At 52.6% G+C, this 23790-nt stretch carries 20 protein-coding genes; 8 read left to right on the top strand and 12 right to left on the bottom strand.

Annotated elements, in window-relative coordinates; genetic code table 11:
* Nucleotide 1: 1 nt before the first annotated feature.
* Nucleotides 2-724 (bottom strand): oxygen-insensitive NADPH nitroreductase, encoded by a 723-nt coding sequence (gene nfsA, locus DCH402_RS08905; protein ID WP_040000768.1) that lies wholly within the window; start codon nucleotides 722-724, stop codon nucleotides 2-4.
* A 447-nt stretch (nucleotides 725-1171) separates the two neighbouring features.
* Between nfsA and DCH402_RS08900 the strand changes: the two genes are divergently transcribed.
* Nucleotides 1172-1429, top strand: a complete 258-nt coding sequence (locus DCH402_RS08900; protein ID WP_012770093.1) for a GrxA family glutaredoxin — start codon at nucleotides 1172-1174, stop codon at nucleotides 1427-1429.
* A gap of 148 nt (nucleotides 1430-1577) precedes the next feature.
* Here the strand turns inward: DCH402_RS08900 and DCH402_RS08895 are convergent, their stop codons facing one another.
* Nucleotides 1578-1946, bottom strand: coding sequence for an inner membrane protein YbjM (locus DCH402_RS08895; protein ID WP_040000767.1), 369 nt, complete (start codon nucleotides 1944-1946; stop codon nucleotides 1578-1580).
* A 335-nt stretch (nucleotides 1947-2281) separates the two neighbouring features.
* On the opposite strand from DCH402_RS08895, the gene DCH402_RS08890 reads away from it, so the two are divergent.
* Both DCH402_RS08890 and deoR read left to right on the top strand, forming a co-directional pair.
* Nucleotides 2282-3970: an aspartate:alanine antiporter gene (locus tag DCH402_RS08890; RefSeq protein WP_012770096.1), complete on the top strand. Its 1689-nt coding sequence runs from the start codon at nucleotides 2282-2284 to the stop codon at nucleotides 3968-3970.
* A 487-nt stretch (nucleotides 3971-4457) separates the two neighbouring features.
* Nucleotides 4458-5228: a DNA-binding transcriptional repressor DeoR gene (deoR, locus tag DCH402_RS08885; protein WP_040000766.1), complete on the top strand. Its 771-nt coding sequence runs from the start codon at nucleotides 4458-4460 to the stop codon at nucleotides 5226-5228.
* A 54-nt stretch (nucleotides 5229-5282) separates the two neighbouring features.
* Here the strand turns inward: deoR and DCH402_RS08880 are convergent, their stop codons facing one another.
* Nucleotides 5283-6491, bottom strand: a complete 1209-nt coding sequence (locus DCH402_RS08880) for a serine hydrolase (protein WP_040000765.1) — start codon at nucleotides 6489-6491, stop codon at nucleotides 5283-5285.
* A gap of 519 nt (nucleotides 6492-7010) precedes the next feature.
* Here DCH402_RS08880 and DCH402_RS08875 point away from each other — a divergent pair.
* Nucleotides 7011-7829 carry an alpha/beta fold hydrolase gene (locus DCH402_RS08875; protein WP_040000764.1) on the top strand — a complete coding sequence of 273 codons (819 nt, stop codon included), beginning with the start codon at nucleotides 7011-7013 and terminating at the stop codon, nucleotides 7827-7829.
* Nucleotides 7830-7908: 79 nt separating this feature from the next.
* Here DCH402_RS08875 and DCH402_RS08870 read toward each other — a convergent pair whose 3' ends face one another.
* The 3 genes from DCH402_RS08870 to DCH402_RS08860 form a co-directional block, all read right to left on the bottom strand.
* Nucleotides 7909-8571 carry a methionine ABC transporter permease gene (locus DCH402_RS08870; protein ID WP_040000763.1) on the bottom strand — a complete coding sequence of 221 codons (663 nt, stop codon included), beginning with the start codon at nucleotides 8569-8571 and terminating at the stop codon, nucleotides 7909-7911.
* On the bottom strand, nucleotides 8564-9580 hold the full coding sequence (locus DCH402_RS08865; RefSeq protein WP_040000762.1) for a methionine ABC transporter ATP-binding protein: 1017 nt from the start codon (nucleotides 9578-9580) through the stop codon (nucleotides 8564-8566). The genes DCH402_RS08870 and DCH402_RS08865 overlap by 8 nt, the downstream gene beginning before the upstream one ends.
* A gap of 145 nt (nucleotides 9581-9725) precedes the next feature.
* Nucleotides 9726-10571: a MetQ/NlpA family ABC transporter substrate-binding protein gene (locus DCH402_RS08860; protein WP_040000761.1), complete on the bottom strand. Its 846-nt coding sequence runs from the start codon at nucleotides 10569-10571 to the stop codon at nucleotides 9726-9728.
* A 237-nt stretch (nucleotides 10572-10808) separates the two neighbouring features.
* Between DCH402_RS08860 and DCH402_RS08855 the strand changes: the two genes are divergently transcribed.
* Nucleotides 10809-11426 carry a glutathione S-transferase family protein gene (locus DCH402_RS08855; RefSeq protein ID WP_027712273.1) on the top strand — a complete coding sequence of 206 codons (618 nt, stop codon included), beginning with the start codon at nucleotides 10809-10811 and terminating at the stop codon, nucleotides 11424-11426.
* Nucleotides 11427-11502: 76 nt separating this feature from the next.
* On the opposite strand, the gene DCH402_RS08850 is transcribed toward DCH402_RS08855, so the two are convergent.
* Entirely contained in the window at nucleotides 11503-12627 is a 1125-nt protein-coding gene (locus DCH402_RS08850) for a PQQ-dependent sugar dehydrogenase (RefSeq protein WP_040000760.1), read from the bottom strand.
* A 251-nt stretch (nucleotides 12628-12878) separates the two neighbouring features.
* Between DCH402_RS08850 and rimO the strand changes: the two genes are divergently transcribed.
* Both rimO and sanA read left to right on the top strand, forming a co-directional pair.
* Complete coding sequence (gene rimO, locus DCH402_RS08845; protein WP_200864874.1) at nucleotides 12879-14282, top strand: 30S ribosomal protein S12 methylthiotransferase RimO; 1404 nt, start codon at nucleotides 12879-12881, stop codon at nucleotides 14280-14282.
* A 185-nt stretch (nucleotides 14283-14467) separates the two neighbouring features.
* Nucleotides 14468-15223, top strand: a complete 756-nt coding sequence (gene sanA / locus DCH402_RS08840; RefSeq protein ID WP_040000759.1) for an outer membrane permeability protein SanA — start codon at nucleotides 14468-14470, stop codon at nucleotides 15221-15223.
* On the opposite strand, the gene yeiB is transcribed toward sanA, so the two are convergent.
* On the bottom strand, nucleotides 15224-16372 hold the full coding sequence (yeiB, locus tag DCH402_RS08835) for a DUF418 domain-containing protein YeiB (RefSeq protein WP_152486905.1): 1149 nt from the start codon (nucleotides 16370-16372) through the stop codon (nucleotides 15224-15226).
* An 11-nt stretch (nucleotides 16373-16383) separates the two neighbouring features.
* Between yeiB and DCH402_RS22595 the strand changes: the two genes are divergently transcribed.
* Nucleotides 16384-16530 carry a hypothetical protein gene (locus DCH402_RS22595; RefSeq protein ID WP_161624066.1) on the top strand — a complete coding sequence of 49 codons (147 nt, stop codon included), beginning with the start codon at nucleotides 16384-16386 and terminating at the stop codon, nucleotides 16528-16530.
* On the opposite strand, the gene folE is transcribed toward DCH402_RS22595, so the two are convergent.
* The 4 genes from folE to DCH402_RS08815 form a co-directional block, all read right to left on the bottom strand.
* Nucleotides 16521-17189 carry a GTP cyclohydrolase I FolE gene (gene folE / locus DCH402_RS08830; RefSeq protein ID WP_012770108.1) on the bottom strand — a complete coding sequence of 223 codons (669 nt, stop codon included), beginning with the start codon at nucleotides 17187-17189 and terminating at the stop codon, nucleotides 16521-16523. The genes DCH402_RS22595 and folE overlap by 10 nt on opposite strands.
* A 189-nt stretch (nucleotides 17190-17378) precedes the next feature.
* Entirely contained in the window at nucleotides 17379-19058 is a 1680-nt protein-coding gene (locus DCH402_RS08825; RefSeq protein WP_040000758.1) for a methyl-accepting chemotaxis protein, read from the bottom strand.
* Between the two features lie 359 nt (nucleotides 19059-19417).
* Nucleotides 19418-21085 carry a methyl-accepting chemotaxis protein gene (locus DCH402_RS08820; protein ID WP_040000756.1) on the bottom strand — a complete coding sequence of 556 codons (1668 nt, stop codon included), beginning with the start codon at nucleotides 21083-21085 and terminating at the stop codon, nucleotides 19418-19420.
* A gap of 528 nt (nucleotides 21086-21613) precedes the next feature.
* A complete protein-coding gene (locus DCH402_RS08815; RefSeq protein WP_040000755.1) occupies nucleotides 21614-23284 on the bottom strand; it encodes a methyl-accepting chemotaxis protein in 1671 nt (556 codons plus the stop codon).
* Nucleotides 23285-23790 lie beyond the last annotated feature (506 nt).

Genomic DNA, 23790 nt, shown 5'->3' with positions numbered 1-23790 from the left:
GCTATCGGGTGGCCCAGCCCTGCCGCCGCAGGTAGTCCAACATGAATGGCCGGCTCTCTTTACTCAGAGTCCGCCGGATTTGTTCGCTCCAGTTGTCCATACGCTGATGGCTGTCGCGATGACGATAATACTCGACGATATGTTGGTCATATTCCGCCAACAAAGCACGATCCAGCAGTTGATAGCCGTTCTCATGCACCACCAGTTCTGCGGGCAGGCGCGGTTTCAGGTCCGGCTGCGCGGCCGGATACCCAAGACACAAACCAAACAACGGCAACACCTGTTGCGGCAATGCCAGCAAACGCGTGACTTCGGCAATACTATTGCGGATCCCACCGATGAAAACGCCGCCCAACCCCAACGACTCCGCCGCTACCAGCGCATTCTGCCCCATCAGCGCGGTGTCGACACACCCCAGCAGCAATTGCTCGGCCAGCCCCAGTTCAGCCTGCGGGTAGATTTGTTGATGACGATGAAAATCGGCGCAAAATACCCAAAATTCCGCCGCCTTTCCAACCCAAGGTTGCTCGCCGGTCAGGTGTACTAATTGCGAACGCAAAGCGCGATCGGTAATACGGATGATCGAGCTGCATTGCAAGAAACTGGAGGTGGATGCACTCTGAGCCGCCGCAATAATGGCATGGCGTTGCTCATCGCTGAGCGCCTGGTCGGTAAACGATCGGATGGAACGATGCTGGCGTAGTAGCGAGATGGTTGGCGTCACGTTGAATATCCCTGAAACACAATGTTGAGATGATAAGCTTCCGGCGACGATGTCCGCCGCCTATGCGGGCCGGCAACCGCACTATAGAGCATGCCGTCGCTCTATTGATAAACGAGCATAATGCCGAGCTGTCTCTTGTCTGGCCGGGCTACTGCGTCCTTTGCGGTTTTCGCATCCTGCCGCCGCAGCTTCGCGCCATAAAAAACGTCCATCTAGTATATGTCAGACCGGCAGGCAGACCAATGTCGCCAGCCATTTTAAGCAATAAGTCACAACCGAAAAGGTGGCATAAAATCATAGACGGCGCTAATCGTTATGACAGGTAATGACTGCTTTAGGTCTCCTCTGATTGCAGGCATAGTAACGCGGTTGGCTAAAACCGTTTACAATATGGGTATATCCTGATTACAGCGATGCCCAGACAAAATGAGATGTTAAGGAGTTCACATGTACGCAGTTATTTTTGGTCGTCCCGGCTGTCCTTATTGTGTCCGAGCCAAAGAATTGGCTGAAAAGTTGACCGAAGAGCGCGACGATTTCAATTACCGTTACGTCGACATACACGCAGAAGGCATCACCAAGGCCGACTTGTCTAAAACGGTAGGAAAACCGGTAGAAACCGTACCTCAGATTTTCCTGGATGAAAAACACATTGGCGGCTGCACCGATTTCGAAGCTTACGCCAGAGAAAATCTGTTTCAGTAATCACGTATCGTTGATGTGATGACAACGTTGATGTGTTGATGTGATGACAACAAAGGCGCGATAAGCGCCTTTGTTGTTTTCCTGCCGGTCGTATCATTCCCTAAAGACACCTATCGCCATGCAATCAGTTGCCGGCATCAGCAGAGACCTAACGCAAATGCAGACTGACCGCACGTAAGAACAGAAAAGCCAAGGCGCCCATCAAACACCAGAACACCGCACTGCTGACATACGCCAGTTCTTGCCAGAACGACAAGCTGGAAAACTGCCATATCTGTAATACCAGCAGGCAAAGCGGCATCGCCGCTGCCGCACCCAGCAGCGGGTAACGTAATCGCCGATTACGCGACAGGTAACTCGACACCATGCCTGGCAATAAAAACAACAGCATACCCGGGTCCCCATGAAAGCCGTCTTCCAGCGAGGTTCCGACAATACGCATTTTTTGACTTAAGAACACCAGCGTAAACAACACAAAACAGCTGACTACGCCCAACCAACCTCTGTTGCCTGTCATGTGAGCCTCTCCGCAATAGACCAAAGCCGCGCATGACAAGCAAACGCTCAACTCATGCTGCGTCAGATATCCCTGATAGGACGAAAAGCCAGCAATGAGGTGATTTATCAGCACCCTCGGCTGGTTGTCCGCCGGAGAAATCACTAAAATGGCACGGCCATATCAGACGGTGTTCCCCGTCCCTGGCGACCTTGCCAGATAATGAATAACGGGACCCAAACCTTTCTTATCATCATGTTGTCGTCCAAACATGGTCAGGCCCTCTTTTATAGGGTAAATTTAGTCTAAATTATTTTTATATCAATAATTTACCAGTAAACAACAAGTTACATTCCATGAATATAAACGTCGCTGATTTGTTAAACGGGAATTACATTCTGCTGCTGTTCGTCGTTCTCTGTTTAGGTCTTTGCCTGGGAAAATTGCGGCTTGGTTCAGTTCAACTCGGCAATTCTATTGGCGTTCTGGTGGTGTCGCTGTTATTGGGGCAACAACACTTCGCTATCAACACCGAGGCGCTTAATCTCGGTTTTATGTTGTTTATCTTCTGCGTCGGTGTGGAAGCCGGTCCCAACTTTTTCTCGATTTTTTTCCGTGACGGTAAAAATTACCTGATGCTGGCGCTGGTTATGGTCAGTAGCGCGTTACTGATAGCCCTGGTGCTGGGTAAAGTATTCGGCTGGGGCATCGGCCTGACCGCCGGTATGCTGGCTGGCGCCATGACCTCGACACCGGTGTTGGTCGGCGCCGGCGATACGCTGCGCAATACCATTAGTCTCGGACCGCAGTTGTCGATGACGCAGGAACAACTAAGCCTTGGCTACGCACTGACTTACCTGGTCGGTTTAGTCAGCCTGATTTTCGGCGCCCGCTATCTGCCGAAACTGCAACATCAGGATCTGCCGACCAGTGCACAACAAATCGCACGTGAGCGCGGTCTGGACGCCGACAGTCAGCGCAAGATTTATCTGCCGATCATTCGGGCTTATCGGGTCGGCCCGGAGCTGGTCGCCTGGGCCGACGGCAAAAACCTGCGTGAACTCGGCATTTACCGTCAGACCGGTTGTTATATTGAACGTATTCGTCGTAATGGCATTCTGGCCACGCCGGATGGCGATGCGGTGCTGCAATTAGGCGATGAAATCGCGCTGGTGGGATACCCGGACGCCCACGCTCGCCTTAACCCCAATTTTCGCGACGGTAAGGAAGTGTTTGAGCGCGACCTGCTGGATATGCGGATCGTGACGGAAGAAATTGTGGTGAAAAACCACAACGCCGTGGGTAAACGCCTGAGCCAATTAAAACTGACCGACCACGGCTGTTTCCTCAACCGTATCGTCCGTAGTCAGATCGAGATGCCGATCGATGACGGCGTGGTGTTAAACAAAGGCGACGTGTTGCAGGTGAGTGGCGACGCACGTCGTGTAAAAAGTATCGCGGATCGCATCGGTTTTATTTCCATCCACAGTCAGGTTACCGACCTGCTGGCCTTCTGCGCCTTTTTCATCATCGGCATTATGGTGGGGCTTATCACCTTCCAGTTCCGTAATTTTTCTTTCGGCATCGGTAACGCGGCCGGCCTATTGTTTTCCGGCATCATGCTCGGTTTTCTGCGCGCCAACCACCCGACGTTCGGATACATCCCGCAAGGGGCGTTAAATATGGTGAAAGAGTTCGGATTGATGGTATTTATGGCCGGCGTCGGACTCAGCGCAGGCAGTACCATCAACCATAGCTTTGGTGATATCGGCATCCAGATGGTGCTGTCCGGGCTTATCGTCAGCCTGCTGCCGGTGATAGTGTGCTTCCTGTTTGGCGCTTATGTGTTGCGTATGAATCGGGCGCTGCTGTTCGGCGCTATCATGGGGGCGCGTACCTGTGCGCCGGCCATGGAAATCATCAGCGACGCCGCCCGCAGCAACATCCCGGCATTGGGCTACGCCGGCACCTATGCTATCGCCAACGTGCTACTGACGCTGGCAGGCTCGTTGATTGTGATTATCTGGCCGCAACTGCCCGGCTAAAACCATTTTGTAAATCAGCGTCAATTTTTTTTCAGAAAACGCAGAACTTTTTTCCAGCAGTAAAGTCTGAATAAGTGCCACTGCTTTTCTTTGATATCCCTGAATTGAGGAGCCCGTCGTTCACGCCGGTTAGGTTCAAGAACGATGGGCCTTTTCTTTTCCCCTTCCCTGTTTTGCATTCACCGCGTTGCCTGTTTTTGATCGGCATACCGCTTAACTGTTGGTTTCTTTGCGTTAATTAGCCCATCTAATAAGATTCGGGGCGTTATAACATTTGCACGATGGATTTGCGCCCTACATTTCATGAAGGTTATATTAATGCCCCATCTGCTGAGCAATCAGCGCACATTGCCTGCGGTTAACCATCCCCGGTGCATTTCCTTTCACCCCATTTCTATCCCGATTCAGGCGTAGCCATGAAGGATAGCGTAATGCGTGGTGGTGATAGCGCATCGGAACACGTCTGACCGGCATTATCGAGGAAAACATGGAAACGCGTCGCGCAGCAAGGCTCAACAAACTGGCTCAGGCTTTAAAAAAAGCCGACAAACTGCACCTCAAGGATGCAGCACAACTGCTTGGCGTCTCTGAAATGACGGTTCGGCGTGATCTGAGCGCTAACCCAGATGCATCGGTGGTGTTGTTGGGTGGCTACGTGGTTTGTGACCCGAAAACCAACGGCGCCACCAATTATTTTGTCTCCGATCAGCAGACAAAGCATGTGGTAGAAAAAAATATCGTGGGAGAATTAGCCGCCGCCGGCATTGAGCCCAACGACACCCTGTTCTTCGACTGCGGGACCACCATACCTTTTATCATCGCCGCTATTCCGGATGACCTGCCGTTTACCGGTATCTGTTATTCGCTCAATACCTTTCTGGCGTTGCAAGACAAACCGAATGGCCGGGTAATCCTGTGTGGTGGGGAATTTCACCCTGACAACGCGATCTTCACCCCGCTGGGGCATCAACATGAGCTTGACCAAATCTGCCCGACCAAAGCCTTCATTTCAGCAGGAGGCATCGACCCGGAGGCTGGCGCGACCTGTTTTAATTTCGCCGAACTGGCAATGAAACACCGAGCCATGACGTTGTCCCAGCGGGTAATTTTAACCGCAGATGCCAGTAAATTCGGCAAGCGCAAACCTGCTCGCATCGGTGCGTTAACCTTGTTTGATTCGCTGATCACTAACCGTACGCCGGACACGGATTGCGTGAACTACCTCAAAGCCAACAATATTCAGTTACTGACGCCGTAAGCCATCGCCGCAGTAGGCTCTGATGAACCCACTGCCGCGTACTCCCCTGACGGGTTAACCCCATAATCCGCCGAACCATCCGGATAATGTCATCAGCACCGTATCCCACAGGCGACTGAAAAAGCCGGCTTCCGGTATGTCGTCCATGACCACCAGCGGGCGCTGGCCGATACTGGCGCCATCCAACTGGAAATCTATCGTCCCGACGACCTGCCCTTTCTTCAGCGGCGCTTTCAGTTGCGGCTGGGCTAATGTAAAACTGGCTTTCAGGTTTTTCGTCTGCCCTTTTGGCACAGTCAGCGCCGCATCCTGTGCGACGCCTAATCGGGCCTGCTTTTCGCTGCCGAACCACACCCGATGGGTAGTAAACGGCGTATCGCTGCGTACCCGCGTCGCTGTTTCAAAGAAACGGAACCCCCAGGTCAGCAATTTTTCGCTTTCCCGAAAGCGCACGGCATCAGACGGCGCGCCCAGCACCACGGAAATCAACCGCATATCCCCATCAACCGCCGAAGCCACCAGGCTATGGCCAGCCCCATCGGTATAGCCGGTTTTCACGCCATCGACCCGCAGATTGCCGCTCCACAGCAGGCGATTACGGTTTGGCTGACGAATATTATTAAACGTAAATTCTTTTTCGCTGTGTAACGCATACTCGCCCGGAACATCGCGGACTAATGCCTGCGTCAGGCGCGCCATATCGCGGGCGGTGCTGTATTGCCCGGGCGTATCCAAACCGTGAACCGTGAGAAAATGGGTATTCGTCAAACCGAGATTAAGCGCATACTGATTCATCAGGCTGACGAACGCATCCTGGCTGCCCGCCACATAATCCGCCAGAGCGATACTGGCATCATTGCCGGACTGAATCACCATCCCTTTATTAAGATCGGACACCGGAATCTGGTCACCCGGCTTGAGAAACATCAGTGAAGAGCCACGGAGTGATGGATTACCGGTCGCCCAGGCGTCTTTTCCAACGGTCACCTTATCTTCGGGCTTAATCTTTCCTACTTTTATGGCTTGCCCAATCACATAACTCGACATGATCTTCGTCAGGCTGGCAGGGTCCAACCGGGTATCGGCGTTTGACTCCGCCAGCACCCGACCGCTGGCGGAATCGATCAGAATAAAAGCCTTGGCGTCAATTTGTGGCGGAGGCGGCGTCTGTTCGGCGCGAAGCCCCAACGAAACCACCATCAGTACCCCAGTCGCCGCTACGACTGCGTGCCGCCAGGAAATGCGAGGTGTCATTATCTTCATGCGCGCGGTCCATAAATTGTTAAAAGTAAGTAGGATCAAGCAGTTTACTGAGATCAACGGGTACAAGTTAGCCGGACATATCTGAGAATAGAACGACTCTCTCTGTAAAGTTCGTCAAAGAAAATAAAAAATTAACAACTTCTGCCGGTGAGTGCAGTCAAATTCACTACCGAAAGGTGATAATACCCTTATTTACATCATCACAACGTCATAAAATCTACACATCTATCGAAATTATTAAAAATTTTTATAAGATCGTCTCTACATACCACTTAGGTCAGGATTTTTACTCTTTTATTTATTTTTAGAAAGCTTAATAGTGCGAATAAATTAAGTGGCATTTATCTCATCCCGAATAATGTGATAAATTAATCATGTCAATATATTAACAATAAAGATAAAAACCATATTCCTTCCGCGTTTTAAGAGGGAGCACTATTAATTCGGTTAAATCTCACGACTAGAAATGAACTAACGATAGCGCCATGCCTTGGCCGGGCAAACAAAAGGGACTTTATCATGTCAATAGAAAAATGCATTGTCACATATGACTCATGGAAAATATATGTTGAAAGGCATATTTCCGATCCTGAACATGAAACCATCATTATGGTTAACGGAGCACTATCGACAACAGCCGCGTTCAAAAACACCGTTAAGAATCTGTCCAGCAGGTTTAATATTATTCTTTTTGATTTACCGTTTATTGGCGAATCACTGCCACACAACACACTGGATAGAGTCATAACAAAAAACGATGAAGTCAATATCCTGCTTCATCTTATCGATACTTTTGAGCCGGACCACATACTGTCGATCTCATGGGGAGGCCTCTCGTCCATGCTGGCCTTGTCTAACAAGCCCAAGCATATCAAGAAGGCCGTCATCGCATCGTTTTCAGCACACCTTAACGACAAAATGCGGGATTATATCCAACGTGCCAGATACTATATCCACTCGAAGGAATTCGAAAGTGCGGCAGAGTTGCTGAATAATGAAGTCGGCAAGTTTTTGCCGCCTTTATTGAAGCATATTAACCTAAAACATATTTCTTCTATGAGCGAATTTGCTTTCCAGCAGGTCAATTTCCATATAGATCAGGTGCTCACGCTCAAAGAGGAGAATTATATCGAGATATTCAAGGATATTAACGCTGAGATACTGTTTCTGAATGGTGAAAATGACGAGTACACTACAGCTGACGATATTAAGAAAATGGAGAAGTATATTCAGAGCTGCGAATTCACTACGATTCCAGAAGCGGGCCATTTCCTTGACCTTGAAAACAGAAAAGCGGCAAAGCAAGTAGCAGAAAAAATAATATCGTTTTTCGCATAACGGAACACCTTCCCTTACACCAGGCCACTGCCCCCCATCAGTGGCCTGATCATTTATCTGATAGTCAAATAAGATTTCATTATCGGCGACGCTCGCGCTTATCAGCGCGTTTTGCCAGCCCGTCGCCCAATGTCTGTACTATCTGAACCAGAATGACCAACGCAATCACAGTAATCACCATTACCTGCGTTTCGTAGCGGTAATAGCCGAAACGAATCGCCAGATCACCCACGCCGCCACCGCCGACAATCCCAGCCATAGCGGAGTAGCCAATCAGGCTGACCAGCGTAATCGTCAATCCCCGCAACAGACCGGCTCGTGCTTCCGGCAGTAACACGGTACAGATAATACGCAGCGGACTGGCGCCAAATGCTTCCGCCGCTTCCACAATACCTGGGTCAACCTCACGCAAAGCACTGTCGACCAGACGCGCATAGAATGCTATCGCAGCCACCGACATCGGCACCGCTGCGGCTACCGGGCCGATAGTATTCCCCAGCAGGAACTGAGTCAGCGGCAGCAGCAGTACCAGCAGAATCACAAACGGAATCGAGCGGATGATATTCACCAGCACGGTGCTGACCAAATAGAGGAAGCGATTTTCCCAAAACAGATGTCGGTCAGTCACATAGATCAGGAATCCAACTGGCAACCCGCCTATCACTGCGAATAGCGTTGAAATACCGACCATCTGGAAGGTTTCGTTGAACGCATTGAACAAATCGGTCAATAACTCAGCCATGCAACACCTCCACCTGAGCTGTGCGTTGTTGAATATGCTTCACGGCATCCGTGACCTGCAGGTCATCGGTAGGATGAGTCAATAACGCCACCAGAATGCCCAGCGCCCGATGACCGATATATTCAATTTTGCCGTGCAGGATATTGACCGACACACCGTAGCGGGTTGCCACATCCGACAGCACAGGTTGCTCAGCCGACTCGCCGATAAACAGGATTTTCAGCAAGGTACCGCGTAGCTCTTCCTTCAGACGCGCCGGCAATTCCAGATTGAGGGTGTGCGATACCAGTTGCCGGGTAAAAGCATGTTGTGGCGTCGCGAAAATGTCGAACACATCCCCCTCTTCCACCACGCAACCGTCGCTCATCACCGCCACCCGGTCGCAAATCGCCTTGATCACACTCATTTCGTGGGAGATCAGCACAATGGTGATGCCCAGTTTCTGGTTAATTTCTTTCAGCAAATCCAGAATAGACGCCGATGTTTCCAGATCCAACGCTGACGTCGGCTCATCGCACAACAGTACCTCAGGATGATTCGCGATGGCGCGGGCAATGCCCACTCGCTGTTTTTGCCCACCGCTCAGCTGAGAAGGATAGGCGTTGGCTTTATCCGCCAGCCCCACCAGCGCCAGAGTTTCCGCAACACGCTGGTTGATTGCCTGCGATGCTACGCCGGCGGCACGCAGGCTGAATGCGACATTTTGCGCCACAGTGCGCGTCTGCATTAAATTGAAATGCTGAAAAATCATGCCGATCTTCTGACGCTCGGTACGCAGCGCCTGGCCTCGCAGGCCGCTAACCAGCACGCCATTGACCCGTACCTGACCCGACACCGGACGTTGCAGCAGGTTAATGGTACGCAGCAAGGTGCTTTTACCTGCGCCGCTGGCCCCCACGATACCGTAGACCTCTCCCGGGCGAATATGCAGGCTGACGTTATTGACCACCCGTGCGCTCACACCTTTTCCCTGGGGAAATTCTACGCAGATATTTTCTAACTGAATCATTATCCGCCTGACTCCTGATAAGCCTATGGAAAAAAACAGAAAGCCGGTCTAAGACCGGCTCATGCCGAGACTACGCGATTCTGGCCCTGAATCGGCGTACCGTTAATGGTGTTAACCTCCCGACACCCTCTGCCTCAGGTCATTATTATTGGGCCGGCACCGGCGTTTGCGCCTGCATCCAGTCAGGACGCTGGAACTGGCTGAACATGGTGGCCGGGTCATTGATCACCGCGGCATAAGCCGGGGACTCCACCACCGCTTTGATATCTTTCACAAACGGTTTGTCCAAATCATCGGCACGTACGGCAATCACGTTCTTCAGATTCTCATCCAACGTTTCCAGTTTTAATGCTGAAGAGAGTTTCAGCCCGGCGGCGATGGCGAAATTGCCGTTCACCAACGATGCAGTCACGCTATCCAGCGTACGCGGCAATTGCGCAGCCTCCAGCGGTTTGAATACCAGCTCGCGTGGGTTGTCCTGAATATCCTTTTCCGAGGCTTTGGTCGGATCGATAGCCGGTTTAATGGTGATCAACCCCAGTGATTGCAGAAAACGCAGGCCACGTGCCAGGTTGGTCGGGTCGTTGGACAGGGTGATCACATCTCCTTTTTTCAACTGATCCAACGAGGTAATTTTACGTGAGTAAAATCCCATGCTGGCAGTCGGCACCGTGATCAGACGAGTGAGTTTCAGCCCTTTGTCGGCGGAAAATTTGTCCAGATACAGCGTATGCTGGAACAGGTTGGCGTCGATACTGCCGTTAGACAATGCCAGATTGGGCTGAACATAATCGCTGAATTCGCGCACCACCACCTTGTAACCTTTTTTGACCAGTTCCGGTTTAATGGCCTGATTGACCATATCTCCGTACGGCCCCGGCGCCACGCCAAATACGATAGTATGAGGATCGTTCTGTGCGAATGCCTGCGAAGTACCAGAAGCCAAAAGCGCCACCGTCAACAGGGCGCGAATCGAATGGGTTAATGTCATATATAATGATCCTGTCTGCTAATAAATAGCTGCCATTATTGGAAATATCAGTCTGATTGGTAAATAGAAAAAAGGTATATCTTAAATAATTCGAGTTGCAGGACAACACGCTCGCGTGTTGAACAACGCCACGCGTTGGCCCTTTAGGGCAAGGCTCATTGAGCCTTGTCATGAGCGGTGGGCGACACGACACCCACCGATTTTTGTGCAAAAGAATAAACAAAAAGGAGTGGCGCCATGTTAAAAATCTGGGGTCGAGAAAACTCGACCAACGTGAAAAAAGCGCGCTGGTGCGCAGCAGAGCTCGGTTTAACATACGAGCTAGTGCTGGCTGGCGGGCAATTCGGCCGTAACCACGACGCGGATTATCTGTCCATGAACCCTAACGGACTGGTGCCATGCCTGCAGGATGATGAACTGGTGCTGTGGGAATCACACGCCATCGTGCGTTATCTGGCCGCACAATATGGTCAGGGTCGTTTCTATCACGCTAGCCCGAAAATCCAGGCGGGTATCGATAAATGGCTGGATTGGGCGGCAGGATTTACCGAGCCTTACAAGCAGGTATTTGTCAATCTGGTGCGCACTGCGCCAGAAAAACGCAATATGCAGGATGTCGAAGCCGGTATCGCCGGATGCGAAAAACTGTTCGCCATTGCCGATACCGTACTGGCGAAACAGCGCTGGCTTTCCGGTGCGGAGTTCGGCATTGGTGACATTCCGGCTGGGTGCATCGCTTATAGCTGGTTCAACCTGCCGATTCGCCGCCAACCTCGCCCTCACCTGGAGCGCTGGTATCAGCAATTGACCGAGCGGGAAGCGTTTCGCCAAACCGTCATGCTGCCATTGACCTGATACTTTCTCTCGTGCGCCCGACACGGGCGCACTCAGCCTTTCACCACACGCCTGATACGTTGCGCTTTGCGTTTTGTTACTCTGCCAGCCCAACCTTCAGCAGCTTGCCGTTGTCCTGATCCGTCAACACATAGAGATAACCGTCCGGTCCAACCCGCACATCACGGATACGTTCGCCCTGTTCCGAGAGTAAACGCTCTTCAGAAACAACCCGATCGCCCTCCAGCGATAATCGAATCAGGCTGGTTCCCGCCAACGCACCAATAAACAGCGAGTGACGCCAGACCGGGAAGCGGTCGTTGTTATAGAATGCCATGCCGCTGATGGCGGGCGAAACTTTCCAGTAATAAATCGGGGTTGCAGTCCCAACGACTTCCGCACCCTGAAATTCCGGGATTTTCTGCCCCGAGTAATCAATGCCGTAGGTTGCCAACGGCCAGCCGTAGTTTTGCCCTGGGCGAGGAATATTCACTTCATCGCCGCCTCGCGGGCCATGTTCACTTTCCCATACGTCGCCAGACCATGGATTCAGCGCCAGACCTTGCGGGTTGCGTAATCCGTAGGCCCAGATTTCCGGCCGCGCCGCGGTGTGATTAACAAAGGGATTATCCATCGGGACTTGCCCGTCGGGTGTGAGACGCACCAGTTTCCCTTGCAGACTACCGAGATCCTGAGCCAACATGCGTTGCTGGTTTTCACCTAAAGCAATAAATAAATACCCTTGCTTATCAAATACCATGCGTCCGCCAAAATGCGCGCCTGTGGAGCGTTTCGGCGATTGCTGGAAAATCACGGTGAAGTTATTCAACCGCTGCATATCGTCCGACAGGGTGCCGAATCCTACCGTCGTTCCCGCCAGCCCTTCCGCCCCTGCTTCGGCATAACTCAGGTATACGCGGCGATCCTGACGAAAGTTCGGCGACACGACCACATCCAGCAAACCGCCTTGTGAACGGACAAATACCGCCGGCACGCCATCAATCGGCGCCGACAACCCCTTGCCCGCTTGCCAGCGTCGCAACTGACCTGAACGCTCGGTCAGCAACAATCCCTGATCGTCCGGCAAAAACGCCAGCGACCAGGGATGATCAAGATTATCTTGTAGCACGGCGACCGTCGGCCCCGCAGACAAACTCGCGGAAAATAACCAGCCCACCGCCAGCAGCGGCAAGGCAAAAAAACGAAAGCGGGGGAAAAACATGCCGGTCTCCCTGTTATGGGGGTGGTGATAACATCGTCACACGACGAACCTCAAAGAAGGTCAAATTAATAGCATGTTGCACCAAATCGCCAGGGAGAATTTACTCAAATTTGCATCCCGGCGATGTAAACGGCGATGGCCACCAAACAGATTGCCGCTGATTGTTTTATAATCATGCAGGACTGTTTCCTGCCGGCGATTCAGGTATAATCCGCCGCATTTTTCCGCCCCAACCCGATGTATGAGACGCTATGACTGTTAATACCTTCGATCCATCCCAGACCACTACACTATCGGCCCCGCAAAAGGCATTGAGCGATCAGTCCGGCGATGTCGGCAAAGACCTGTCCCGCAAGATTGGCTTTGTCAGCCTCGGATGCCCGAAAAACCTGGTGGATTCTGAGCGGATCCTGACTGAGCTGCGTACTGAGGGCTATCAGGTAGTGCCGAGCTACAACGATGCCGATCTGGTGATCGTCAATACCTGTGGTTTCATCGACAGCGCAGTGCAGGAGTCACTGGAAGCGATTGGCGAAGCGCTCAACGAAAACGGTAAGGTCATCGTGACCGGCTGTCTGGGCGCGAAAGAGAATCAGATCCGCGAAGTGCATCCAAAAGTGTTGGAAATCACCGGCCCGCATAGCTATGAGCAGGTACTCAAGCATGTGCATCATTATGTTCCTAAACCGGAACATGACCCGTTCACCAGTTTGATCCCGGCGCAGGGTGTAAAGCTGACGCCGCGTCATTACGCTTACCTGAAAATTTCTGAAGGCTGCGATCATCGCTGCACCTTTTGCATTATTCCATCAATGCGCGGTGATTTAGACAGCCGCCCCATCGGTTCGGTGCTGGATGAAGCCAAACGGCTGGCAGAAGCCGGGGTAAAAGAATTGCTGGTGATTTCTCAGGATACCTCTGCCTACGGTGCCGACGTCAAACACCGTACCGGATTCTGGAATGGCCAACCGGTGAAAACCAGTATGGTCAGCCTGTGTGAACAACTGGCGACGTTGGGCATGTGGGTTCGCCTGCATTATGTCTACCCCTATCCGCATGTGGATGACGTTATCCCGCTGATGGCGGCGGGCAAGATCCTGCCGTATCTGGATATCCCGTTGCAGCATGCCAGCCCGAAGGTCCTCAAGTTGATGAAACGGCCCGGCGCGGTCGAGCGGACGCTGGAGCGCATCAAGCGCTGGCGCGAGATCTGCCCTGATCTCACCTTACGCTCAACGTTTATTGTCGGTTTCCCTGGCGAAACCGAAGAAGATTTCCAGATGCTGCTGGATTTTCTGCAGGAAGCGCAGTTGGATCGCGTAGGTTGCTTCCGCTATAGCCCGGTCGAAGGGGCTGCGGCAAACGACTTGCCGGATCAAGTGCCGGAAGACGTGAAAGAAGAGCGTTACCATCGCTTTATGCAGGTACAACAACAGATTTCCAGCCAGCGTTTGCAAGCCAAGATTGGCCGGGAACTGAAAGTGTTGATCGATGAAGTGGATGACGAAGGCGCCATTGGCCGTAGTATGGCCGATGCGCCGGAGATCGACGGCGCGGTCTATCTGAACGGCGAAAAACGGCTCAAGGTTGGCGATCTGGTTACCGTAAAAATCGAACACGCCGACGAATACGATCTGTGGGGCAGTCTGGTCTGATGCTCTCACTCCGGCTGGGGTAAAACCCGGCCGGTGATCGCCCCCATTAATTCCGAACAAAAAATCAGCACCGCTTGCCGCTTCCGGACAGTTCACCTTGCGTCGTTTCAGTACCTCAAGTAGCCTTGCCTCATGATTACCGATTCCATGATGATTCTCTACGCCATGCGAACGAAGGCAGCAGCATGTGGAAACGCCTGATATTTGGTCTTTTCGCCACGATTCTGGTGCTGGCCTGCAGCGCTTTTTTGCTTGATCGCTGCATCAGTTGGCGTACCGCGCCTTACATCTACGAAGACGTTCAGGACCTGCCGCCGCGTCAGGTCGGCGTGGTGTTGGGGACCGCCAAATACTATCGCACCGGCGTTATCAACCAGTATTATCTGTTTCGCATTCAGGGGGCGCTCAATGCCTACAACAGCGGCAAAGTCAGCTACTTGCTGCTGAGCGGCGACAATGCCCAGCAGAGCTACAACGAGCCGATGACCATGCGCCGTGATCTGATCGCCGCCGGCGTGCCTCCCGCCAATATCGTGCTGGACTACGCCGGATTCAGAACACTGGATTCCATCGTGCGGACCCGCAAGGTCTTTGATACCAACGATTTCACGATTATTACCCAGCGTTTCCATTGCGAACGCGCGCTGTTTATCGCGCTGCACAAGGGCATTCAGGCACAATGTTTCGCCGTACCGTCGCCCAAAGATATCTGGCAGGTGCGATTACGCGAGTTCGGCGCCCGACTGGGCACCCTATTTGATCTTTATATCCTGAAGCGGGAACCTCGCTTTCTGGGCCCACAGGTCCCGATTCCGTCTGAATACAAAATTTCAGACGATGAACCCAGTTATCCTGCCGTACCGCCGGAATTCATGAACGATCAGGATTGGCGCGCAGAACCGCCGTTGCAGCAAAAACCCGCTCCGGCGGCGTCTCGCTAATTATCGCTCGTCGGCAGAGGATGTCGAAACCGGCCCGGCAACCCAGGCCGTCAGCCAGTGCCATATCGCCTCTATCGGCCCTTGCCGGAAAAGACTCAGCCAGAAACGCGCGATCAGCAGGTTGCACAGCCATACCGGCGGCACGACCAGCAACAGTTGCCAGCGATCCAAATGCATGAACCAACCGAAGCGGTTGAACAAGGTGGTGCAAATCAGGGTTTGCAGCAGGTAGCTACTTAGCGCCATGCGGCCGACATTGACGATCCAACCGGTCAACCGCCAGTTTGCCAGCGTCGGCCAAAATCCATAGCACAGCGCCAGATAGGCAATCGCCTGTAGCGGCGCGCCGATTTCCCGCGGAAGTTGCAGCAGTAAACCGCACCAGCGATAGTCCCACTGCAACTGCCACTGACTCATGACGCCCAGCCCATTAATCAACAACGCCGGCGGCAGCAGCCACAGCGCGACACGCCGATAATGACGCTGGCTAAACTGCCCTCGCAACCAGCCGCTACGCATCAGCGCAGCGCCCAACAGCATCGAGCCGGCCAGCAACCACCCGTACTGAATCCCCAACGACAGCAGGCTCTCATTAAGCAGCGACAACCGGTTGCGCCAGGCCTCAGGCCCCCCCTGCGTTAACCACCAAGCCTCATAGGTCACTTCAGCCGCCCCCGGTTGCCAGAAGCTCCCGCCGTCAGGGCTCAATACCTGACTCAAGACCACCAGCATCACCAGCCCCATCAGGTACAACGCCATGCCGGTACGCAGCAACATGCGGGTGCTGTCGGCATGACGCAACATGCCGTAACACACCAGACCGATCAGGCCATAATCCAGCAGGATATCGCCGTCCCATAGCAACAGGCTATGCAGTAAACCGAACACCATCAACCAGAACAAGCGGGCGTGGATCCAGCGTTTGCCGCGTCTTAGCAACAGCTGCAATCCGGCACCGAACAGCAGGGCAAACAGGGTGAGAAATTTCCCTTGCGCCACCATATCCATCAGCGCCCATGCCCAGGCATCAGCGGAAGAAGGCGGCCCCTGCCAGGCCGGATTAAGGTACGCGGCATGCGGCAAGCCGAACGAAACGATGTTCATCAATAGAATGCCGAGCATCGCCAGCCCGCGGGCGAAATCGAGCATAGGGATACGGAATGAAGAATGAGGCGGTGGCGACATGGTTTTTAGCAAATACAGGAACGTATCCGCGAATTGTAGTGACTGATACGGCAATTGCCCATGATTTTCTGGCGGCTGATAGCGGCCGCCAGCAGAGCATCGACACTAACGATCAGTTGTGATGGTGGCGCACTGCGCGTAAGAACTCCTGACGGGTGTTCTGGCTGGATTTGAACAGCCCTCCCAGCGACGTGGTAGTAGTGGCGCTGGTCGCATCGCGAATACCACGCGCCTTGACGCAGTAATGCACCGCATCGATCGATACAGCGACGTTGTTGGTGCCAAGCAGGGTCTGCAATGCGACCAGAATTTGCTGGGTCAACCGTTCTTGTACCTGCGGGCGCTGAGAGAAAAACTGCACGATGCGGTTGATCTTGGACAACCCGATCACGCCGTCTTTAGGAATATAGGCCACCGTGGCTTTACCATCGATAGTCACAAAATGGTGTTCGCAGGTACTGGTCAGCGTGATATCGCGCACCGTCACCATTTCATCAACTTTCATCTTGTTTTCAATGATGGTGATCTTCGGGAAATTGGCGTAATCCAGACCGGAAAAAATCTCCTCCACATACATTTTAGCGATGCGGTGAGGCGTTTCTGCCAGGCTATCATCCTCCAGATCAAGATTCAGCAGGTTCATGATTTCCGTCATGTGCTGAGCGATGAGGCGCTTGCGGGTTTCACTTTCCAGCATTTCGCCGCGCAGTGGCGTTTCAAGGCCACGGGCCAACAGCGCTTCGTGAACCATAGCCGCTTCTTTTGTTAATACAGCCGACATGTTTTTCTCCAGCAGGTGTCTTTCAGTCTGACGATGACCGGAGCCAGCGTCGGCCACAACTCTAATGGAGTGCCTGACGATTATCCAGCGATTGTATGTCATGACCGATGAAAAGACGTCAACTTGCCGACGCGGTATGCTCCGTCGTATTCAGCGCTGCCGAATACGACGGGCAAACGCATCACAGACTCAGAATTTTTCCCAATTATCCTGCGTGCTGACTTTACTCGGCAATGCAGGGGCCGCGCCTTTGAGCGCCGGTCGCTTCAGCGCCATGCCGCCCGATTGCCCGGTATTAACGGCAGCCGAACGATGCTCGGTACCAAGATGGAACACTTCCACCGCCTGCGTTAACTGCCGCGCCTGCTCTTCCAGCGAGGCTATCGCCGCCATTGCCTGTTGCACTAACGTCGCATTCTGTTGGGTCACGCCGTCCATTTCATTGACGGCCTGGCCTATTTGCGAAATCCCCCGGCTTTGTTCATCCGATGCAGAGGCAATTTCGCCGATGAGATTACTCACGTGCGATACCACATCGATAATCGTCTGCATCGCCTCCCCTGCCTGCTTAACCTGCGTTGACCCCACATCCACCCGGGATACCGATTCCGCAATCAAGCCTTCGATCTCTTTGGCCGCCTGGGCGCTGCGCTGCGCCAGACTGCGTACTTCCCCTGCCACCACGGCAAAGCCGCGGCCTTGCTCACCGGCGCGCGCCGCTTCCACCGCCGCGTTCAACGCCAGAATATTGGTCTGGAAAGCGATACCGTTAATAACCGATGTAATATCCGCGATCTTACGAGAACTGGCGGTAATGCTGTCCATGGTTTCCACCACATTATCGGTGATCTTACCGCCCTGTCTGGCTGCATCGGACGCTTCCTGCGCCAGTTTGGTTGCCTGATGGACGTTTTCCGCATTGTGCTGCACGGTAGAACTCAGTTGCTCCATGCTGGCGGCGGTTTCCTGCAATGCCGAAGCCTGTTGCTCCGTGCGGCCGGACAGGTCGTTATTGCCCTGTCGGATTTCGGTCGCGCCCTGATAAATCGCTTCGGCGGTATCCCGAATCAACGATACGGTATCTTTCAAGCTAAGTTGCAGCTTTTTGATATCGGGGATCATACGCCCGGCACAGTTACGGCCGAACTCATCCAGATACTGATCCAACCGCCCGGCGATCAGCTTTCCAAGGTGAGCCTGGATCGCAGTAATAGGGTTAACCAAATATCGGGTTAGGTAACGTTCACTGATCAGGAAAATCAGGACACTGATGGTTAACGCCAGAATTAAGATATTCCGCGTCCAGCTGTTATGCTCATTTACCGTACCCAGGAAATCGGCATTGGTGACTGCCGCGGTGTATTTCTGGGCTGCATCGCCAAATGCCCAACTGGCTGGCGGATAGGTTTTGCGAAACACATTGCGAAAGGCGTCCAGATCATTTTTCTGCAACGCGGTATACATAGGCTCGATGGCGGTCGCAATCAGTGCAGACCAGCTTGATACCATCTCATCGGTAATTTTTTGCTCAACACCGATGTGCGGTGCCGCCTTAAATTTACCCAATGCGCCTTTGGTGTTATTGATGGCCGTCAGCGCCATCTCCAGCGTTTTTTTCGCGTTCTCCGTGTCGTTAAATTGCAAATAATCCATCACCCGCGCCATTCGGGTGACGGAGCGGAAGTATTGATCATTGCCATACGTGAGATAACTATGGGTTTTGCTTTGAGTCGAGTTATCACTGAGCAGCACAGTGACCTGTTTTAACGAATACAGGCTGTAGCCCGATACACTTCCCCATAACACCACGAAGAATCCCATAATAAATAACATCATCACTCTTATACTGATATTTCTTAGAAAAGACATAATTCACTCCCGAATGTTATTCGACATTTTCCAGGATTCGCTGAATAGCAGAGTGCCTTTGACGCATTAATACGGCAGTCCCTTCTATCAGAACACGTGTCTCGCTAAATACCGCCGCACCACACGTCATAGAGAGAAATACTACCATCAAGTGGTTATAAGCAGGGTAAGCAATAAACTGAACAGGCACGTACCGATCATCAGCAAGTATAGGCAGGGATAGGAAAAATGAGGGGGGTGCAAGCGCTTATTCATATAAAAACCGCGCCGAAAAAGAGTGAGACGGTGTTCGCCATTCCAGAGGGGAATAAAAAATGCACCGGCTAGCCGGTGCATTATGGGTAAATATGTTGATCAGATCAGAATGTTTCCCAGCCATCGTGGGACGAGCGGTTCGTTAAGGCAGCTTTCTGCGATGGCCGTTTCAGCGCAGGCGCCGCCGGCGCGACACGTGGTGAGTGCAATGCGCCCGACGATCCACCCAGGTCAAATGCGGCGACAGCCGACGCCAGGCTCTGCGCCTGCTCATCCAACGATGCGGCGGCGACGGAAGCTTCCTGTACCAGCGCCGCGTTCTGCTGCGTCACGCCGTCCATTTCCGTTACCGCCTGACCGATTTGGTCGATACCGCGGCTCTGTTCGTCGGATGCCGCCGATATCTCGCCCATCAGGTCATGCACACGTGATACCGAGGAGATAATCACCTCCATGGCGCTGCCCGCTTCCCGTACCAGCGCCGACCCGGTATCGACCCGGCTGACCGACTCGCCGATCAACGTCTCAATCTCTTTCGCCGCCTGCGCACTGCGCTGCGCCAGGCTGCGGACTTCACCGGCGACGACGGCAAATCCCCGGCCTTGTTCGCCGGCCCGCGCCGCTTCCACCGCCGCATTCAGCGCCAGAATGTTGGTCTGGAAGGCGATGCCGTTAATCACGCTGGTAATATCTGCAATCTTGCGGGAACTCTCGGAAATGCTCTGCATGGTGGTCACCACGCTGTCGGTAATATCACCGCCCTGCCGGGCCATTTTCTGCGCTTCGTCCGAAATCTGCCGCGCCTGACGCACGTTATCGGCGTTGTTTTTCACCGTCGAGGTCAACTCTTCCATGCTGGCGGCCGTTTCCTGCAACGCCGCCGCTTGTTGGTCGGTACGGCGCGACAGTTCGTCATTCCCCTGGCGGATTTCGCTGGTGCCGGTGTAAATCACCGTCGAGCTGCCATGGATAGTCTGCACCGTGTCGCGCAGGCTTTGCTGCATCGCGCGAATGTAAGGGATCAACTGGCCGGCGCAGTTACGGCCGAACTCTTCCAGTTCAACGCCTAACTTACCGCTGGTCAGCAATTCCAGATGACGTTTAATCTGACCAATCGGCTTCACCAGATAATTGACCAGATAACGGTCGCTCAGGAACAACATGATAACGCCTGTAACTAACGCAAACAGCAGCACCGTTTTATTAATGGCAATGTGGTTTCCTACGGCTAAAATCGTCTCGTCAGATTGGATAGCTACTGCATATTTCTCTGCAATATTGCCAAACTCCACACTCAACGGCGGATATTGTTTGCGAAACAACTGGCGAAAATCCTCCATTCTGCCTTCCTTAGCCGCCGTCAGCATGGGTTCGATGCCTTCCTGTAATAACCGGCCCCACGTTTCGTGCATTTTTTGTACAGTTTCTTTATCTACCCCGATATGTTCGCTGTTTTTAAACTGCGCCAGCGCATCCTGACTGTTTTTCAGTGCGGTGCCGGCTGCACTCAGGGTTTTCTGGGCATCTTCCTTATTCCCCGTCTGCAGGTAATCCGCCGCACGCAACATGCGGGTTACCGAGCGAAAATACTGATCATTACCTTTGACCAGCGTAGAGTAACTCTTCTTTTGTGACATGTTGTCATTCAGTAGATTACTCATACTACTGAACGAATCCAATGTATAAATAGAGGCCATTCCCCAGATGACAGTAAACAGTGTCAGTATAATGAGCAGCATCCGCCTAACGGTAATGTGTCTTAAGATATTCATAACAGGCTCCGGATAATTAGTCGCGCCTTCAGCGCTTGCGTAGTCATAGCCACCTGCGTTTGGTTATTCCCCAGTTTAAATAATGAGCACTTCTCACAACTGTTCACCTGACGCGTATCGTGACAATCAAACCCTGGCAAAATCACTCTTAATAAATTGAATAATTTTTCTATTCCGGTAAGTGCTACGGCGAAAAAAACCGCGTTTCCTTTTTATCCAACGCTTGTCAGTTTACCATGACTGGCTATTCATTCACGGTATTTTCATCGTTTAAACTACCGATTGAAAATTAAGCCATCCTTAAATAAAAAAATAAAATGGACCGAGATCACGTTATTTCATTTCAACTATTCTATTTTTAATTTCTTCCGTTACTGAACCCTGAGTCACCGTCTCTGTAGTAATCATTCGGTATTTGCCGCGGCTCCATTTATACCCGTCAGACTTGCGCCAACACACCGGCATACAGCCGAATGCACCGGCAAGCCGGTGCATTCGGAACAAGAGACGGGCACATCAGATACTGCGTCAGAAGGTTTCCCAGTCGGCCTGAGTAGAGACCGCGACCGAACGTACGCCCGGCGAAGATGCCGCTGGTCGTTTCAAAGCCGGCCCCACGCGGCGAGCCGAGCCCGCAATACCGTGCCGATCGCCCAGGTCAAACGCCGCCACCGCCTCAGCCAGATTCTGCGCCTGCTCATCCAACGATGCGGCGGCGACGGAAGCTTCCTGTACCAGCGCCGCGTTCTGCTGCGTCACGCCGTCCATTTCCGTTACCGCCTGACCGATTTGGTCGATACCGCGGCTCTGTTCGTCGGATGCCGCCGATATCTCACCCATCAGGTCATGCACACGTGATACCGAAGAGATAATCACCTCCATGGCGCTGCCCGCTTCCCGTACCAGCGCCGACCCGGTATCGACCCGGCTGACCGACTCGCCGATCAACGTCTCAATCTCTTTCGCCGCCTGCGCACTGCGCTGCGCCAGATTTCTCACCTCACCGGCCACCACGGCGAAACCGCGCCCCTGTTCACCGGCCCGCGCCGCTTCCACCGCCGCGTTCAGCGCCAGAATGTTGGTCTGGAAGGCGATGCCGTTAATTACGCTGGTAATATCTGCAATCTTGCGGGAACTCTCGGAAATGCTCTGCATGGTGGTCACCACGCTGTCGGTAATATCACCGCCCTGCCGAGCCATTTTCTGCGCTTCGTCCGAAATCTGCCGCGCCTGACGCACGTTATCGGCGTTGTTTTTCACCGTCGAGGTCAACTCTTCCATGCTGGCGGCCGTTTCCTGCAACGCCGCCGCTTGTTGGTCGGTACGGCGCGACAGTTCGTCATTCCCCTGGCGGATTTCGCTGGTGCCGGTGTAAATCACGGATGAACCGGCATGAATGGTCTGTACGGTATTACGCAGGCTATGCTGCATCGCCCGAATGTAGGGGATTAATTGGCCGGCGCAGTTACGGCCGAACTCTTCCAGCTCGACGCCTAACTTACCGCTGGTCAGTAATTCCAGATGACGTTTAATCTGGCCGATCGGCTTCACCAGATAATTGACCAGATAACGGTCGCTCAGAAACAGTACACCGATGCCGATGACCAACGCAGCCAGCAAGATATTTTTGCTGATTGCGATGTAATGCTCTACATCCATAATCGAATTGTCGGACTGAATCGCAGCGGCATATTTTTCCGTCAACTCACCGAACTCCACACTCATCGACAGATATTGCTTCAGAAAAATTCGCTTAAACTCGTCCATTTTCCCTTCTTTCAATGCCGTGATCATCGGCTCTACCGCATTACCGAGAATCTGCTCCCATGATGTAACCAGTTGCCGGGCCAGCCCATCGCTGATGCCGATCTGCGGGCTATTTCTGAATTGCGCTAATCCCTCTTTGGCGTTTTTAAGCGCCTCCGAAGCGGACTCCAGCGTTTTTTGCGCATTGTCCATATCCCCTTGCTGTATAAATTCCGGTATGCGCAACATACGGGTTACCGCACGGGAGTATTGATCATTACCGTGAACCAGAATGGAATAGCTTCTTTTCTGCTCCTGATTGTCACCTAATAAACGACTGACATTACCCAGCGAGTACAAAGTAAAGCCGGAGGCGATTCCCCACACAAGGGTAAATAGCGCGAGAATAACCAACATCATTCTTCTGACGGTAATATTTATCAAGAAATTCATAACAGGCTCCACATTGTTTTTGCGTGCTCAGCACGTATTTAGTCATAGTCACCTGCGCTGGTTATTACCGAATGTAATCAGAAGCATTGTGCGCGCTGTTTACTTATATTCGCATCGTGACAAGAGAATTCCCGGTCAAATTGAAAAGCACGGCACTAAAAATAATCACCGTGTTTATCTTTCCGGCATAAATCACTACCAATTAAACAAGTAACATGAGATATCAACTTATCTTTTTATCACCGGGAAATAATTCCGCCCCCCGACAGTTTTCAATTTAAAAGATTACATGGCGAAAATTAAGCGAGCCTTAAATTAAAACGACGCGGCATCACCTTCAGCCACCGTTTAACCGATTCCTGTGCTTTCTCCTTCATATGGTTGATGATTTTCTTTTCATCAAAGCATCTATACCCAAAATAATTCGAGTTGCAGGAAGGCGGCGACGCAGCGAATCCCCGGGAGCTTACTCAAGTAAGTGACCGGGGTGAACGAGGAAAGCCAAC

It is taken from the genome of Dickeya chrysanthemi NCPPB 402, assembly GCF_000406105.1.
GTDB lineage: Bacteria > Pseudomonadota > Gammaproteobacteria > Enterobacterales > Enterobacteriaceae > Dickeya > Dickeya chrysanthemi.
Note: the sequence above shows the minus strand (reverse complement) of the source record. Positions and strands in the feature narration are given on the sequence as shown.

Excerpts from the sequence above, each read along its gene's own strand:
- DCH402_RS08900 (WP_012770093.1), top strand. The coding sequence starts at position 1,172 with ATGTACGCAGTTATTTTTGGTCGTCCCGGCTGTCCTTATTGTGTCCGA.
- DCH402_RS08895 (WP_040000767.1), bottom strand. The coding sequence starts at position 1,946 with ATGACAGGCAACAGAGGTTGGTTGGGCGTAGTCAGCTGTTTTGTGTTG.
- DCH402_RS08890 (WP_012770096.1), top strand. The coding sequence starts at position 2,282 with ATGAATATAAACGTCGCTGATTTGTTAAACGGGAATTACATTCTGCTG.
- deoR (WP_040000766.1), top strand. The coding sequence starts at position 4,458 with ATGGAAACGCGTCGCGCAGCAAGGCTCAACAAACTGGCTCAGGCTTTA.
- DCH402_RS08880 (WP_040000765.1), bottom strand. The coding sequence starts at position 6,491 with ATGAAGATAATGACACCTCGCATTTCCTGGCGGCACGCAGTCGTAGCG.
- DCH402_RS08875 (WP_040000764.1), top strand. The coding sequence starts at position 7,011 with ATGTCAATAGAAAAATGCATTGTCACATATGACTCATGGAAAATATAT.
- DCH402_RS08870 (WP_040000763.1), bottom strand. The coding sequence starts at position 8,571 with ATGGCTGAGTTATTGACCGATTTGTTCAATGCGTTCAACGAAACCTTC.
- DCH402_RS08865 (WP_040000762.1), bottom strand. The coding sequence starts at position 9,580 with ATGATTCAGTTAGAAAATATCTGCGTAGAATTTCCCCAGGGAAAAGGT.
- DCH402_RS08860 (WP_040000761.1), bottom strand. The coding sequence starts at position 10,571 with ATGACATTAACCCATTCGATTCGCGCCCTGTTGACGGTGGCGCTTTTG.
- DCH402_RS08855 (WP_027712273.1), top strand. The coding sequence starts at position 10,809 with ATGTTAAAAATCTGGGGTCGAGAAAACTCGACCAACGTGAAAAAAGCG.
- DCH402_RS08850 (WP_040000760.1), bottom strand. The coding sequence starts at position 12,627 with ATGTTTTTCCCCCGCTTTCGTTTTTTTGCCTTGCCGCTGCTGGCGGTG.
- rimO (WP_200864874.1), top strand. The coding sequence starts at position 12,879 with ATGACTGTTAATACCTTCGATCCATCCCAGACCACTACACTATCGGCC.
- sanA (WP_040000759.1), top strand. The coding sequence starts at position 14,468 with ATGTGGAAACGCCTGATATTTGGTCTTTTCGCCACGATTCTGGTGCTG.
- yeiB (WP_152486905.1), bottom strand. The coding sequence starts at position 16,372 with ATGCTCGATTTCGCCCGCGGGCTGGCGATGCTCGGCATTCTATTGATG.
- DCH402_RS22595 (WP_161624066.1), top strand. The coding sequence starts at position 16,384 with ATGAAGAATGAGGCGGTGGCGACATGGTTTTTAGCAAATACAGGAACG.
- folE (WP_012770108.1), bottom strand. The coding sequence starts at position 17,189 with ATGTCGGCTGTATTAACAAAAGAAGCGGCTATGGTTCACGAAGCGCTG.
- DCH402_RS08825 (WP_040000758.1), bottom strand. The coding sequence starts at position 19,058 with ATGTCTTTTCTAAGAAATATCAGTATAAGAGTGATGATGTTATTTATT.
- DCH402_RS08820 (WP_040000756.1), bottom strand. The coding sequence starts at position 21,085 with ATGAATATCTTAAGACACATTACCGTTAGGCGGATGCTGCTCATTATA.
- DCH402_RS08815 (WP_040000755.1), bottom strand. The coding sequence starts at position 23,284 with ATGAATTTCTTGATAAATATTACCGTCAGAAGAATGATGTTGGTTATT.